Source organism: Pseudomonas fluorescens (assembly GCF_902498195.1).
Lineage (GTDB): Bacteria > Pseudomonadota > Gammaproteobacteria > Pseudomonadales > Pseudomonadaceae > Aquipseudomonas > Aquipseudomonas fluorescens_BU.
In genome coordinates, this window is sequence record NZ_CABVIY010000008.1 from 36,805 (window position 1) to 52,263 (window position 15,459).

The 15,459-nt window shown below is 61.9% G+C and carries 12 protein-coding genes; 4 read left to right on the plus strand and 8 right to left on the minus strand.

The genetic code is table 11. The features are described 5' to 3' along the window. Positions 1 to 132: 132 nt before the first annotated feature. Both argA and argE read right to left on the minus strand, forming a co-directional pair. On the minus strand, positions 133 to 1,431 hold the full coding sequence (argA, locus tag F8N66_RS26170) for an amino-acid N-acetyltransferase (protein WP_150772905.1): 1,299 nt from the start codon (positions 1,429 to 1,431) through the stop codon (positions 133 to 135). Between the two features lie 267 nt (positions 1,432 to 1,698). Then, positions 1,699 to 2,862, minus strand: coding sequence for an acetylornithine deacetylase (argE, locus tag F8N66_RS26175; RefSeq protein WP_150772906.1), 1,164 nt, complete (start codon positions 2,860 to 2,862; stop codon positions 1,699 to 1,701). A gap of 157 nt (positions 2,863 to 3,019) precedes the next feature. On the opposite strand from argE, the gene F8N66_RS26180 reads away from it, so the two are divergent. Then, a complete protein-coding gene (locus F8N66_RS26180) occupies positions 3,020 to 4,387 on the plus strand; it encodes an inorganic triphosphatase (protein WP_150772907.1) in 1,368 nt (455 codons plus the stop codon). A 99-nt stretch (positions 4,388 to 4,486) separates the two neighbouring features. Here F8N66_RS26180 and F8N66_RS26190 read toward each other — a convergent pair whose 3' ends face one another. Beyond that, complete coding sequence (locus F8N66_RS26190; RefSeq protein WP_150772909.1) at positions 4,487 to 4,951, minus strand: Lrp/AsnC family transcriptional regulator; 465 nt, start codon at positions 4,949 to 4,951, stop codon at positions 4,487 to 4,489. A gap of 126 nt (positions 4,952 to 5,077) precedes the next feature. Here F8N66_RS26190 and F8N66_RS26195 point away from each other — a divergent pair, with 126 nt between their 5' ends. The 3 genes from F8N66_RS26195 (at position 5,078) to F8N66_RS26205 (ending at position 7,680) form a co-directional block, all read left to right on the plus strand. Continuing rightward, entirely contained in the window at positions 5,078 to 5,416 is a 339-nt protein-coding gene (locus tag F8N66_RS26195; protein ID WP_150772910.1) for a hypothetical protein, read from the plus strand. A 90-nt stretch (positions 5,417 to 5,506) separates the two neighbouring features. Continuing rightward, complete coding sequence (locus F8N66_RS26200) at positions 5,507 to 7,291, plus strand: GspE/PulE family protein (RefSeq protein WP_150772911.1); 1,785 nt, start codon at positions 5,507 to 5,509, stop codon at positions 7,289 to 7,291. Between the two features lie 68 nt (positions 7,292 to 7,359). Next, entirely contained in the window at positions 7,360 to 7,680 is a 321-nt protein-coding gene (locus F8N66_RS26205; protein ID WP_175645465.1) for a DUF2388 domain-containing protein, read from the plus strand. A 178-nt stretch (positions 7,681 to 7,858) separates the two neighbouring features. Here the strand turns inward: F8N66_RS26205 and gcvP are convergent, their stop codons facing one another. The 5 genes from gcvP to F8N66_RS26235 form a co-directional block, all read right to left on the minus strand. Then, a complete protein-coding gene (gcvP, locus tag F8N66_RS26215) occupies positions 7,859 to 10,732 on the minus strand; it encodes an aminomethyl-transferring glycine dehydrogenase (protein ID WP_150772912.1) in 2,874 nt (957 codons plus the stop codon). Between the two features lie 224 nt (positions 10,733 to 10,956). Continuing rightward, positions 10,957 to 11,340, minus strand: coding sequence for a glycine cleavage system protein GcvH (gene gcvH, locus F8N66_RS26220; protein ID WP_128604708.1), 384 nt, complete (start codon positions 11,338 to 11,340; stop codon positions 10,957 to 10,959). A gap of 50 nt (positions 11,341 to 11,390) precedes the next feature. Beyond that, positions 11,391 to 12,473 (minus strand): glycine cleavage system aminomethyltransferase GcvT, encoded by a 1,083-nt coding sequence (gene gcvT, locus F8N66_RS26225; protein WP_150772913.1) that lies wholly within the window; start codon positions 12,471 to 12,473, stop codon positions 11,391 to 11,393. 156 nt (positions 12,474 to 12,629) lie between these two features. After that, on the minus strand, positions 12,630 to 14,246 hold the full coding sequence (locus F8N66_RS26230) for an ABC transporter permease (protein ID WP_150772914.1): 1,617 nt from the start codon (positions 14,244 to 14,246) through the stop codon (positions 12,630 to 12,632). A gap of 125 nt (positions 14,247 to 14,371) precedes the next feature. Beyond that, positions 14,372 to 15,376 (minus strand): extracellular solute-binding protein, encoded by a 1,005-nt coding sequence (locus tag F8N66_RS26235; protein ID WP_150772915.1) that lies wholly within the window; start codon positions 15,374 to 15,376, stop codon positions 14,372 to 14,374. Positions 15,377 to 15,459 lie beyond the last annotated feature (83 nt).

Genomic DNA, 15,459 nt, shown 5'->3' on the forward strand with positions numbered 1-15,459 from the left:
CCAAACGCGCACTATCCAGCCCATTTGTTACAGTTTGTGTGTCAGGAATATTCTTTTTGCGCAGGACGCGCCGGAGGGAGTTAACGGGACCGTTCCCACGCCGACGGTTCGACGTGGGAACGATCAGATCGATCAAAGGGCTTTTTCGAAGATCTTCGAATTGCGCTGGTAGTTGTACAGCGACGCCCGCGCTGACGGCAGGCGCTCGACGCTGCTCGGCGCAAAGCCACGCTCGCGGAACCAGTGGGCCGTGCGGGTGGTCAGGACGAACAAGGTTTTCAAACCCTGAGCCCGGGCGCGGGTTTCAATGCGCTCCAGCAGTTCATCGCCACGGCCGCCGTGACGGTACTCCGGGTTCACCGCCAGGCACGCCAGCTCGCCGGCATCCGAATCGGCAATCTGATACAACGCCGCGCAGGCGATGATCATGCCTTCACGTTCAACCACGCTGAACTGCTCGATTTCACGCTCCAGCACCTCGCGCGAACGCCGCACCAGAATCCCCTGCTCTTCCAGCGGACTGATCAAATCCAGCAAACCACCCACGTCTTCGATGGCCGCCTCGCGCACCACTTCGAATTGCTCCTGGGCCACCAGCGTACCGCCACCGTCACGGGTGAAGAGTTCGGTCAGCAGCGCGCCATTCTCGGCGTAGCTGACGATATGGCTGCGGGCCACCCCGCCACGACAGGCTTCAGCCGCGGCATCCAGCAGTTCCGCCTGGTAGTTGCTGCCCAGCCGCTGCAGGTGCGCCGGCACCTGTTGCGGGCGCAGTTCACGCACCAGACGCCCGTGTTCATCGATCAAGCCTTCTTCGGCGCCGAACAGCAGCAGCTTGTCCGCACCCAGGTCGATGGCGGCACGCGTGGCGACGTCTTCACAGGCGAGGTTAAAGATTTCACCGGTCGGCGAGTAACCCAACGGCGACAACAGCACGATGGAGCGCTCGTCCAGCAGGCGATTGATGCCCTTGCGGTCAACCCGGCGCACTTCGCCGGTGTGGTGATAGTCGACACCTTCGAGCACGCCGATCGGCCGCGCGGTCACCAGGTTGCCGCTGGCCACCCGCAGGCGCGAGCCCTGCATGGGCGATGAAGCCATGTCCATCGACAGCCGCGCTTCGATGGCAATGCGCAACTGGCCAACGGCATCGATCACGCACTCCAGCGTCGCCGCATCGGTAATGCGCATGCCGTGGTGGTAATGCGGGGTCAGGCCGCGCGCGGCGAGACGGGCCTCGATTTGCGGACGGGAGCCGTGAACCAGCACCAGCCGCACGCCCAGGCTGTGCAACAGCACCAGGTCGTGGACGATATTGCCGAAGTTGGGGTGCTCGACACCGTCGCCGGGCAGCATGACGACAAAGGTGCAATCGCGGTGGGCGTTGATGTAAGGCGAAGCGTGACGAAGCCAATTGACGTATTCGGGCATGAACCTGGGCCTGTAATAAATAGCAGCCGAAAAAAGGGCGGAACAGAAAACGCACAGCGGGCTGATGGTTATCGTCGGAACAGGCTTGGCGACACGCGTGCTCTCCTCATGAATACGGGTTGGGACACTGGCAATTTATAGGGTTGCTCGGGCAATGCACAAACCTAATGTGGGAGCGGGCTTGCTCGAGAAGGCGATGCATCAGTCAAATTTGGATCAACTGACAGGCCCAATTCGCGAGCAAGCCCGCTCCCACATTGATTGCATTCAATTGACTGGCATTTGGGCCGGTGTCAGGCAGTAATGTTCAATCAACTGACGTAATAGATGCACCGTAGGCTGCAAACGTGACATTTCGAGGAATTCCCCCGGCTGGTGGGCGCAGGCGATATCGCCAGGGCCGAGCACCAGTGTCTCGCAGCCAAGACGCTGAAGATAAGGCGCTTCGGTGCCGAATGCCACCGCTTCGGCACTGTGGCCGGTAAGCTTTTCGGCAATCCGCACAAGCTCGGCATCCTCGGCCTGTTCGAACGGCGGCACTTCGGGGAACAACGGCGCATAATCGATCTTGACCTCATGCCGCTCGGCAACCGGCTTGAGCCGTTGCAGAATCTGCGCCCGCAGCGCCTTGGGGTCCATGCCCGGCAAGGGTCGCAGATCGAACTCCAGCGAACACTGCCCGCAAATGCGGTTGGGATTGTCGCCGCCATGGATGCAGCCGAAATTCAGGGTCGGTGTCGGCACGCTGAACTGCGGATTGCTGAATTCGCGCTGCCACAGCAGGCGCAGGCCGCGCAGTTCGCCAATCGCATCGTGCATGGCTTCCAGGGCGCTGTGGCCCAGGCGCGGGTCCGAGGAATGACCGCTCTGCCCGAGAATGTCGATGCGCTCCATCATGATGCCCTTGTGCATGCGGATCGGCCGCAAGCCGGTCGGCTCGCCAATCACCGCCGCCCGTCCCAGCGGCCGCCCCGCTTGCGCCAGCGCCCGGGCACCGGACATCGAACTCTCTTCATCGCAAGTGGCGAGGATCAGCAGCGGTTGCTTGAACGGTTGATCGAGCAGCGGCCTGACCGCTTCGATGGCCAGGGCGAAAAAGCCCTTCATGTCACAGCTGCCCAGGCCGACCCAGCGGCCGTCGACTTCGGTCAGCTTCAATGGATCGGTCTGCCACAGCGCGCCATCGAACGGCACGGTGTCGCTGTGCCCGGCCAGCACCAGGCCGCCGGGGCCGGAGCCGAAACTGGCGAGCAAGTTGAATTTGCCGGGGCTGACCTGCTGGATGTCGCAGGCAAACCCCAGGTCGCCGAGCCACGCGGCCAGCAGATCGATCACCGGGCGATTGGATTGATCGAGATGGGCCTGGGTGCAACTGACGGACGGTGCGGCGATCAGCGCAGCGAACTGATCTTTCATGGACGGCAAAGGCATCGCTGACTCCAACTCCCGAATTGAAGTCCATCATAGAGCTATCCCGTGACAGGAATAAACCGTCGCGGCGCGCAGTGGCGGTCAGTCCTGTACACTGCACGGCCTTGGCAGCCACACATTCCCCCCGGCTGCGCTCCCGATCCTGGATTTTCCGGCCATGCAGAAAGAAACCGAAATCAAACTCCGCGTCAGCCGCGAAACCCTCGCTGCCCTGCGCGAGCATCCGTTACTGAAGAAACGCAACAAAAGTGGCTGGGAACGCCGTGAGTTGATGAACCAGTACTTCGACACGCCCGAGCGCGACCTGGCCCGCGCCAAGGTTGCCCTGCGCCTGCGCAAGGACGGCGACGAGGTGATTCAGACCCTCAAGACCCGTGGCCAGAGCGTCGCCGGCCTGTCCGAGCGTAACGAGTACGACTGGAACCTGCCCAAAGCCAAGCTCGATGTGAAGAAACTCGACGGCGAATGCTGGCCCGAGGCGTTGGCCGAACTGGACAAGAAAACCCTGAAGCCGATCTTCACCACCGATTTCGTCCGCGAACGCGCCGAAATCGCCTGGGGCCGTGGCAAGACCAAAGTAGTCATCGAAGCCGCGCTGGACCTGGGTCACGTCGTGGTCGGCAAGCAGAAAGAAGAAATCTGCGAACTGGAACTGGAACTGCGCGAAGGCGAGCCCGCCGCGCTGCTGGAACTGGCGGCCGAACTGGCGGCCACCCTGCCCTTGATGCCGTGCGACATCAGCAAGGCCGAACGTGGCTATCGCCTGTACGACGCCAACAGCTACTCGCTGAGCCTGCCGGCACCGCAGATCACCGCCGAAACGCCGCTGGACGACGCCTTCGCCGCGCTGAGCTGGCATTTGCTGGGCAGCAGCCAGCGCCTGGCCGAGCAGTATCGCTTCAATGGTCACTGGCGCCTGCTGCAGGATTGGGTGGAAAACCTCGCCGAACTGCGTGCACTGGTCAGCAGCCTCGGCCAGGCCGCGCCGCGTCAATCGACCCATGACCTGCGCGCCGCGCTGGATGCCCTGCTCGAAGACTGGCGCCCGCTGGTCCAGGCCGGCATGGAAGATGAAGACGTACGTAAGGCCGCCCCGGAACAGTTCCTCGAAGAACTCGAAGACCCGCGCTGGGGCCTGTTCTCGCTGAACACTTCGCGCTGGCTGCTGGCCCGCACCTGGGCCGCCGACCGCAACACCCGTGGCAATCGCCAGGGCGCGGCGCAACTGGGCAGCTGGTTGCCGCGCCTGTTGGGCGAAGAAGCCACGTCGCTGCAACTGCAACGCTATCAGCAGCAACCCGAAGACCTGGCCGAGCAACTGCCGCGCATCGAGCGCATCCAGTCCTGGCTGCACCACGCGCGTAACGTGCTGGACATCCCGGAAATGGATCGTCTGTATGGCGAGCTGAACAAACTGGCGCAACTGGCCAACGAGCCGATCACCGACGAAGCCCTGGATGCGCGCAAGCAGCAGGCGATCGCGGTGTATCAGAATCGTGCCTGGAAGATGTTGTTGCGCCTGTAAGGACGCCTTCGCGGGCAAGCCGGCTCCCACATTGGAATGCATTTCAAATGTGGGAGCCGGCTTGCTCGCGAAGAGGCCGGCACCTCCACTGCAAAAACCTCAGACCGGCAAGCTGGTCGTGGACTTGATCTCCGACAACGCCACCACCGAATTGACCTCCTGAATCCCCGGCACCATCGACAGCTTCTCGAAAAAGAAGCGCTCATACGCCTCGATGTCCGCCGCGACGATCCGCAGCATGAAATCCACCGCCCCCATCAGCACGTAACACTCCAGCACTTCGGGAAACTCGCGAATCGCCTCGGTGAACTCGGTGAAGTTCGAGCGCCCGTGGGCGTTGAGTTTGACCTGCGCGAAAATCTGCGTGTTCAGGCCGATTTTCTTGCGGTCGAGCAAGGTCACCTGAGCGCGAATGATCCCTTCCTCTTTCATCCGCTGGATCCGCCGCCAGCACGGCGACTGCGAAAGCCCCACCTGCTCGGCGATTTGCGCACTGGAGAGCGAAGCGTCCGCCTGCAATAACGCGAGGATCTTGCGGTCGTAGCCATCCAGTTCGCTTTGCATAAAAAAACCTTTGAATGATGTATTTGTGAATTGTACGAGTCTAAAAAATCGTCATTCAGCCCATCATAGATAAGAAATACCGGCCAGCGAATGTAAAAATTTCTCCACTGATTTTGGAGAATGATCATGCCGCACCTGGAAGCCGTGAACACCTCGCCGACCCGCGCCGATGTCTGGAACGCCAGTAACGTCCATTGCCGCGCTCGCTACCAGTTGCTGGCCGAAGCCGAGCCCGACCTGTTGTGTCGGGTGCTTAATCTGTTCGCGTTGCAGTGCCTGACGCCGGAACAGGTACAGGTGCAGCGCAAGGAAGACTGGCTGACGGTCGAGATTGTCATTGATGGATTGAGCTGGCATCGCGCGCAGGTGATTGCGGAAAAACTTCGCAACCTGATCAGCGTCTGCTCGGTTGATGTGCAGGGCGCCGACGCTGCATGGATCGAAGCGGTTCAGGCGGCTGGCTGAAAAACACGGACACGGCTTCGTCGGGTAGTGGCCCAACGGTCTGCGGCACCACGACTATCCTTTGCCGATTGTTGTTTAAAAGGAGCCCGCATGTCCGTTCAACTCGCCATTCAGGACCGCTGGCTGGATCTCAATGAAGTATTGCGTGAACTGGTCGCCCAGGGCTTTATCAGCCAGGATTCGGCGGATTTCGCGCTCAATGCCCGCCGCCGCCACGCCGCCCATGGCCAGGCGCACCCCCTGGAATTTATCGCCAGCCAACAACTGGACGACCTCAGCCGCCCCGGCAAACACCTGGACCTGGAAAGCCTGACGCTGTGGCTGTCCCAGCAGGCAGGCCAGCCTTACCTGCGAATCGACCCGCTGAAAATCAACGTCGCGGCCGTGACGCCGCTGATGTCCTACGCCTTCGCCCAACGCCACAAGATTCTCGCGGTGGCCATCGACCACGAAGCCGTGACCGTGGCCAGCGCACAACCCTACGTCAACGGCTGGGAAGCCGACCTGACCCATGTGCTCAAGCTGCCGATCAAGCGCGTGGTGGCCAACCCGGTGGACATCCAGCGCTTGAGCGTGGAGTTTTTCCGCCTGGCCAAATCGGTCACCGGGGCCAATAACGGCGATCAGCAGGCCAGCAGCCTGGGCAACTTCGAACAACTGCTCAATCTCGGCGCCAGTGATCAGGAACCGGATGCCAATGACGCGCATATCGTCAACATCGTCGACTGGCTGTTCCAGTACGCCTTTCAACAGCGCGCCAGTGATATCCACATCGAACCGCGCCGCGAACAGGGCACGGTGCGTTTTCGCATCGACGGGGTGTTGCACAACGTCTATCAATTCCCGCCGCAGGTGACCATGGCCATCGTCAGCCGCCTGAAAAGCCTGGGGCGGATGAACGTCGCGGAGAAACGCAAACCCCAGGACGGCCGGGTCAAGACCAAAACCCCGGACGGCGGCGAAGTCGAGTTGCGGCTGTCGACCTTGCCGACCGCCTTCGGCGAAAAAATGGTCATGCGGATTTTCGACCCCGAGGTGCTGCTCAAGGATTTCGACCAGCTGGGTTTCTCCGCCGACGACCTGCGGCGCTGGCAGGACATGACCCGACAACCCAACGGCATCATCCTGGTCACCGGGCCAACCGGTTCCGGCAAGACCACCACGCTGTACACCACGCTGAAGAAACTCGCGACGTCGGAGGTCAACCTCTGCACCATCGAAGACCCGATTGAAATGGTCGAGCCGGCGTTCAACCAGATGCAGGTCCAGCACAACATCGACCTGACGTTCGCGGCCGGGGTGCGTGCGCTGATGCGGCAAGACCCGGACATCATCATGATCGGCGAGATCCGCGACCTCGAAACCGCCGAAATGGCGATCCAGGCCGCCCTCACCGGTCACCTGGTGCTGTCGACGCTGCACACCAACGATGCCCCAAGCGCCATCAGCCGCCTGCTCGAACTCGGCGTGCCGCATTACCTGATCAAGGCCACGGTGCTGGGCGTCATGGCCCAGCGCCTGGTGCGGACCTTGTGCGCGCACTGCAAGGCCCCGCAAACCTTGGGCGAAGAAGACTGGCAAAGCCTGACCCGACCCTGGCAAGCCCCGCTGCCCGGCAACGCCCAGCGTGCCGTCGGCTGCCTGGAATGCCGCGACACTGGCTATCACGGTCGCGCCGGGGTCTACGAAATCATGCAATTGACCGACGGCGTGAAAGCACTGATCAGTCCCGACACCGACTTGCTGGCGGTTCGGCGCCAGGCGTTCAAGGAAGGTATGCGCAGCTTGCGATTGTCGGGGGCGCAGAAAGTGGCCGCCGGCCTGACAACCATTGAGGAGGTGTTGCGCGTGACGCCGCAGAGCGAACAGAAGTAGCTGCGCCGTGATGGAACTCGACTGGGGCAATCCCGATCAAAGCCCGTAGTTAATCAGTGGAGTCACCCATCATGCGTTTCAAACTTGCTGTCGCAACCATCGCCCTGTTGTCCCTGCCTGTCGGTTCGGCGATGGCCGATAGCTTTTGGCGTAACGTCATTTCTTCCGGTGCCACCACCGGTTCGACCTACCTGACCTTCAAGGATCACAAGCTGATCGTCGCGGCCCAGGACGACGCCGGCAGCTTCGTCGCCAGTGACGGCGGCATCCGTGGCCCGTACCTGGAGGCGGCGATGCAGAAAGTCCGCGCCGACAACCCGGGCCTGCAGGCCACGGACATGGAACTGGCGAATGCGATCCTGGCGAAAAATGCCGTGGCTTCGGAATAAGCCTGCCTGCTGAATGAAAATGCCGCTCACATGAGCGGCATTTTTTATGTCCCACACAACCCCCTGTGGGAGCGGGCTTGCTCGCGAAAGCGGTGTGTCAGTCGATATCTGCTTGGACTGACACACCGCTTTCGCGAGCAAGCCCGCTCCCACATTTGTTGTGTGTTTGCCTGGGAGATCAGCGGTATTCATCCAGCGGCACACACGCACAGAACAGATTTCGATCCCCGTAAACGTTGTCCACCCGATTCACCACCGGCCAGTACTTGTTGGCCTTGGTGTGCGCATCCGGCGTGACCGCCTGTTCAATGCTGTAGGGCCGCTCCCAAACCCCGGTGATATCGGCCAGGGTATGAGGTGCACGTTTCAGCGGGTTGTCCTCGGCCGGCCAATTACCGTTCTGCACCTCGGTAATCTCCGCACGGATGCTCAGCATCGCCCCAATGAAACGGTCCAGCTCAGCCTTCGATTCACTTTCGGTCGGTTCGACCATCAAGGTCCCCGGCACGGGAAAGGACATGGTCGGGGCATGGAAGCCGTAGTCCATCAGGCGCTTGGCAACGTCCTCCTCGCTGATGCCGGTCAACGCCTTGAGCGGTCGCAAATCGAGAATGCATTCGTGGGCCACCCGTTCGTTGCGCCCGGTGTACAGCACCGGGAACGCCCCGGACAAATGCCGCGCCAGGTAATTCGCGGCGAGGATCGCCACTTCGCTGGCATCCGCCAGTTGCGGCCCCATCATGGCGATGTACATCCAGCTGATCGGCAGAATGCTGGCACTGCCCCACGGCGCTGCGCTGACAGCACCGTTCTGCGCCAGCGGTCCGTCGATCGGCACCACCGGATGATTGGCCACGAACGGCGCCAGATGGGCGCGCACGCCAATCGGCCCCATGCCCGGCCCGCCACCGCCATGGGGAATGCAGAAAGTCTTGTGCAGGTTCATGTGGGACACGTCGGCGCCGATATCCGCTGGCCGCGCCAGACCGACCTGGGCATTGAGGTTGGCGCCGTCCATGTACACCTGTCCGCCGTGGCTGTGGATAACTTCGCAGATTTCGCTAATGCCTTCCTCGTACACACCGTGGGTCGATGGATAAGTCGCCATCAGGCAAGCCAGTTTGTCGCCGGCCTGGGCCGCTTTATCTTTCAGGTCCTCCAGATCGACGTTACCGGCCTCGTCGCACTCGACAATCACCACGCGCATCCCGGCCATCTGTGCCGAGGCCGGGTTGGTGCCGTGGGCCGACGACGGGATCAGGCAGATATCCCGCCCGCCCTGCTGGCGGCTCTCGTGGTATTTGCGGATCGCCAGCAGGCCCGCGTACTCGCCCTGGGCCCCGGAGTTGGGCTGCATGCAGATCGCATCGAAACCGGTGATAGCGCACAGCCAGCGCTCCAGCTCTTCGATCATCAACGCATAACCGGCAGCCTGTTCCTTGGGCGCGAACGGATGCAGGTTGGCGAACTGCGGCCAGGTGATCGGGATCATTTCGCTGGTGGCGTTGAGCTTCATGGTGCACGAGCCCAGCGGGATCATCGATTGGTTGAGCGCCAGGTCCTTGTTCTCAAGCTGCTTGAGGTAACGCAGCATTTCGGTTTCGCTGTGATGGGCGCTGAACACCGGATGGCGCAGGTAGGGAGTGGTTCGTTGCAGATTGTCGGGGATTGCTGAAACCAGCGCTTCGGCATCCAGTTCATCGACGTTCAATCCATGATCGGCGCCGAGGAACACATCGAACAACTTGGCCACGGTGGCTTCGTCGCAGGTTTCGTCGAGGCTCAAGCCCAATTGCCCGCGCCCCAGAATGCGCAGATTGATCTGCGCGGCCAGGGCACTTTCGATGATCGCGGTCTGGGTGCCGCCAACGTCCAGGGTCAGGGTGTCGAAAAAATGCCGGTTGAGGCGTGTGATGCCTTTGCGCTCAAGGCCCGCGGCGAGGATGCACGTCAGCCGGTGCACGCGCTGGGCAATGCGCTTGAGGCCCTCCGGACCGTGGTAGACCGCGTAGAAACTGGCGATGTTGGCCAGCAATACCTGCGCGGTACAGATGTTGGAGTTGGCCTTTTCCCGGCGAATATGTTGCTCGCGGGTTTGCAGGGCCATGCGCAGGGCAACGTTGCCCCGGGCATCTTTCGATACGCCGATGATCCTTCCGGGAATCGCCCGCTTGTATTCATCGCGGCTGGCAAAAAACGCAGCATGGGGGCCGCCATACCCCATGGGCACACCAAAGCGCTGGGAAGAGCCGAACACCACGTCGGCGCCCAATTCCCCCGGTGGCGTCAACAACAGCAGGCTCAACAGATCGGCGGCAACACACGCCAGCGCCTGCTGGGCATGCAGGTGATCGATCAGCGGGCGCAGGTCACGGATTTCGCCGTGGGTGTCGGGGTATTGCAGCAATGCGCCGAACACCTGGTGCTGCTTCAAGTTATCCACAGCGTCGATGATCAGCTCGAATCCGAAGCCTTCGGCGCGGGTCTGCACCACGGAAATGGTTTGCGGATGGCAGTGTTCATCGACGAAGAACAGATTGCTTTTCGACTTGGCGACCCGTTTGGCCAGGGCCATGGCTTCCGCCGCCGCCGTGGCTTCGTCCAGCAACGACGCGTTGGCCAGTTCCAGGCCGGTGAGGTCGATGGTCAATTGCTGGAAATTGAGCAGCGCTTCGAGCCGACCCTGGGCGATTTCCGGTTGATACGGCGTGTAGGCGGTGTACCAGCCGGGATTTTCCAGGACGTTGCGCAAAATGACCGCCGGCGTCAGTGTGCCGTGGTACCCCATGCCGATCAGGCTGGTGAAAAGCTGGTTCTGCTCGGCATAGCCCCGCAACTTTGCCAGCGCCGCTTCTTCATCCAGCGCCGGCGGCAGGTCGAGCGCGCGGTTCAGGCGAATGCCGGGCGGCACCGTCTGTTCGATCAGCTCGACGCGGCTGCCGAGACCGAGGCTGTCGAGCATCGCCTGCTGCTCGGCGGCATCCGGCCCGAGGTGCCGGCGAAGAAAGGCATTGGGGTCGCGTAACTGGCTCAAGGACGGCAACTGGGACATGACGGGCTCTCTCTTGACTGGCGCTCAACGTCGATGCAACACGGTCAAACCAGCATAGCAGCCGATAATGCAGTGCCCTTGAAGATCAAAGGATCGCAGCCTGCGGCAGCTCCTACATTGACCGCGCTACCTGTAGGCGCTGCCGCGGGCTGCGATCTTATGGCGCCACAACAGGCACAAAAAAAGCCCCGACAGGTCGGGGCTTTGGGGGTGACGCAGAAAGCTTATTCGCCGATGGCGGCCTTGTAGGCGGCGGCATCGAGCAGCTTGTCCAGCTCGGCGGTGTTGCTTGGCTTGAGCTTGAAGATCCACGCGCCGTACGGGTCGGAGTTCAGCAGCTCCGGCGAGGCGCCCAGGTCTTCGTTGATCGCGATCACTTCACCGGCCACCGGGGAATAGATGTCGGACGCCGCTTTAACCGATTCCACCACGCCGGATTGATCACCGGCCGCGAAGGTTTTCCCAACTTCGGTCAATTCGACGAACACCACATCGCCCAGCGCTTCCTGCGCGTGATCGCTAATGCCCACGGTAACGGTGCCGTCAGCTTCCAGGCGTGCCCATTCGTGACTCTCGGCAAAACGCAGGTCGGCAGGGATATCGCTCATGTTCTGTGTCCTCAGGAAAATTGTCAGCGGTCAAAGTCCGCCGGAAAAGGTTAGATCAAGGTTTTGCCATGGCGGACGAAGGTCGGTTTGACCACTCGGACCGGGTACCACTTGCCACGGATTTCCACTTCCGCGCGGTCGGCAGTTGCCATCGGCACGCGCGCCAGTGCAATCGACTTGCTAAGCGTAGGAGAGAAACTACCACTGGTGATCTCCCCTTCGCCAACATCGGCGATACGGACCACCTGATGAGCGCGCAAAACGCCGCGTTCTTCAAGGACCAGGCCGACCAGTTTGTGTTGCACGCCGCCACTGCGCTCGGCTTCCAGCGCCGCGCGCCCGATGAACTGGCGAGCGGCCGGTTCCCAGGCAATGCTCCAGGCCATGTTGGAGGCCAGCGGTGAAACGTCCTGGTCTATGTCCTGGCCGTACAGGTTCATGCCGGCTTCGACCCGCAGGGTGTCCCGCGCGCCAAGGCCGATCGGGGAAATGCCCGCGCCCACCAGATCGTTGAAAAAGCCCGGCGCCTGATCGGCCGGCAGGATGATTTCCAGGCCGTCTTCGCCCGTGTAGCCCGTGCGCGCGATGAACCAGTCGCCGTCGGGCTGGCCTTCGAAGGGCTTGAGCAGCTGGATCAGATTGGCTCGGGCTTGCGTCACCAGCTCGGCCACCTTCTGCCGGGCGTGTGGGCCCTGGATGGCCAGCATCGCCAGCTCTGAACGCTCGCGAAGCTGCACCTTGAAACCCTCGAGGTGAGCCTGCATCCACGCCAGGTCCTGATCGCGGGTGGACGCATTGACCACCAGTCGATAACCGCTGTCGAGGCGATAGACGATCATGTCGTCGACGATGCCGCCGCGCTCGTTGAGCATGGTGCTGTACAACGCACGGCCGGCACTGTGCAGGCGTTCGACGTCATTGGCCAACAAGTGCCGAAGCCAGGCCTTGGCCTGGGGGCCATCGACGTCGATCACGGTCATGTGGGATACATCGAAAACACCGCAATCGCGGCGCACCTCATGGTGTTCCTCGACTTGCGATCCGTAATGCAGAGGCATATCCCAACCGCCAAAATCGACCATCTTCGCGCCGAGGGCGAGATGAAGGTCATACAGAGGCGTACGCTGTCCCATGGGTTTCTCCTTCCGGGCGTGGCGAAGGTGCGGGCGAGTTATCTATCGATTGAAAGCCTTGAAAAAAGAGGCCTCCAGCCAACTTCTACTACCTTGTCTGTCAGACGGACCGCACCGAATGCCGCGCATTGTAGCCGCAAGGTGTAGGACTGACACCTAGCTGTTTTGATGGGCCGAACGTCGAATCAATCCGATAACCGGTAGCAATCCCACCAGAACCAGGGTGAGGGCCGGCAAGGAAGCCCTGGCCCATTCGCCCTCGCTGGTCATTTCGAAGATCCGCACGGCCAGTGTGTCCCATCCAAACGGGCGCATCAGAAGGGTAGCGGGCATTTCCTTGAGTACATCGACGAACACCAGCAACGCCGCGCTCAACGAGCCGGGCAGCAACAATGGCAGATACACTTTGAAAAACAGTCGCGGACCACTGACGCCGAGGCTACGTGCCGCTTCGGGCAAAGATGGCCGTATACGCGCCAGGCTGCTTTCCAGCGGTCCGTAGGCCACGGCGATGAAGCGCACCAGATAGGCCAGCAGCAAGGCCGACAGACTGCCCAGCAACAAGGGCTTGCCGGTGCCGCCGAGCCAGCCGGAGAGCGGGATCACCAGTTCCCGGTCCAGGTAACTGAACGCCAGCATGATCGACACCGCCAGCACCGAACCGGGCAAGGCGTAGCCAAGATTGGCCAGGCTGACCCCGGCGCGGATCCCCTGGGTCGGCGCCAGGCGCCGGGCAAACGCCAGCACCAGGGCGACACTCACGGTGATCAACGCCGCCATCGCGCCCAGGTACAAGGTGTGGACGATCAGGCCGGTGTAGCGCTCATCCAGGTCGAAGCGCCCGCGCTGCCAGAACCACACCAGCAGTTGCAGCATCGGGATGACGAAGGCGCAGGCGAACACCAGAGCGCACCAACCCGTGGCCAAAAGCGCCTTGAAGCCCTGCAGGTGATACAGCGCCTTGACCCGCGGCCGCTCGTTACTGGCGCGGTTGGCCCCGCGCGCGCGACGCTCGCCATACAGCACCACCATCACCACCAGCAGTAACAGGCTGGCCAGTTGCGCGGCGGTGGAAAGGCTGAAGAATCCGTACCAGGTCTTGTAGATCGCCGTGGTGAACGTGTCGAAGTTGAACACCGACACGGCACCGAAATCCGCCAGGGTTTCCATCAACGCCAGCGCCACGCCCGCACCGATGGCGGGGCGCGCCATTGGCATTGCCACCCGCCAGAACGCCTGCCACGGCGATTGCCCCAGCACCCGCGCGGCTTCCATCAGGCCTTTGCCCTGAGCGAGGAATGCCGTACGCGCCAGCAGGTAGACGTAGGGGTAGAACACCAGCACCAGTACCAGAATCACCCCGCCCGTGGAGCGCACGCGCGGCAAGCGCAGGCCCGTGCCGAACCACTCGCGGAGCAAGGTTTGCACGGGGCCGGCGAAATCCAGCAGGCCGACGAAGACGAAGGCCAGCACATAGGCCGGAATCGCAAAAGGCAGCATCAACGCCCAGTCCAGCCAGCGTCTGCCGGGAAATTCGCAAAGGCTGGTGAGCCAGGCCAGGCTCACACCGAGAAGCGTCACACCGACACCGACGCCCAGCACCAGGGTCAGGGTGTTGCCCAGCAGGCGCGGCATCTGCGTGTCCCACAGGTGGGACCAGATCTGTTGATCGACCGATTGCCAGGAAAGCAGCAACACACTCAGGGGCAGCAGGACCAGCGCAGCGATGGCGAAGACCAGGGGATACCAGCGGCGCTGGGCGGGATGGGCCAAGGAAAAGCTCTCGCGAAATTGGGATACGGAAAACGCGAAAAGATCGCAGCCTTCAGCAGCTCCTACAAGGTGTATGTGCAGGAGCTGCCGAAGGCTGCGATCTTTTGCTCTTTAAAGCGGCCGACTCAGTTCCAGCCAGCCCGATCCATCATGCGAATCGCTTCGGCCTGGCGCTTGCCGGCGACTTCAACCGGCAGGGTATCGGCGACGAACTTGCCCCAGGCCGCGACTTCGGCGGAGGGATGCACGGTCGGATTGGCCGGGAACTCCTGGTTGACGTCCGCGAAGATTTTCTGCGCTTCAGGCGTGGTCATCCACTCCACGAGGGCCTTGGCGGCTTCCGGGTGCGGGGCATGCTTGGTCAGGCCGATGCCCGACAGGTTGACGTGCACGCCACGGTCCGCCTGGTTCGGCCAGAACAGCTTCACAGGCAGGTCAGGTTTCTGCTTGTGCAGGCGACCGTAATAGTAGGTGTTGACGATGCCGACATCACACTGACCGGCGTTGATGGCCTCCAGTACCGCAACGTCGTCGGAGAACACGTCGGTGGACAGGTTGTTGACCCAGCCCTTGAGGATCTTCTCGGTTTTCTCGGCGCCATGGACTTCGATCATGGTGGCGGTCAGGGATTGGTTGTAGACCTTCTTCGCCGTGCGCAGGCACAGGCGACCCTCCCAGTTCTTGTCGGCCAGCGCTTCGTAGGTGGTCAACTCGCCCGGTTTCACCCGGTCGGTGGAATAGGCGATGGTCCGCGCCCGCAGGCTCAGACCGGTCCAGGCGTGAGAGGCGGCGCGGTATTGCAGCGGGATGTTGGCATCGATGGTTTTCGAGGTGAAAGGCTGGAGGATGCCCATTTGCTCGGCTTGCCAGAGGTTGCCGGCGTCGACGGTGAGCAGCAGGTCGGCGGTGGCGTTCTCGCCCTCGGCCTTGATCCGCTGCATCAGCGGCGCTTCCTTGTCGGTGATGAACTTCACCTTCACACCGGTCTTGGCGGTGTAGGCATCGAAGACCGGCTTGATCAGTTCGTCGATACGCGAGGAGTAGACCACCACCTCGTCAGCGGCCTGGGCGACGGTGCTGCCGATCAGGGTCAGGGCCAGTGCAGTCAGTAGACGCTTCGGTGCCAACATGGGAGCGCTCTCTCGAATGAAAAAATGAGGCCAAATGATAAGGACTCACATTTGCCATCTCAATCGAACAGTTCGTGGAGGAG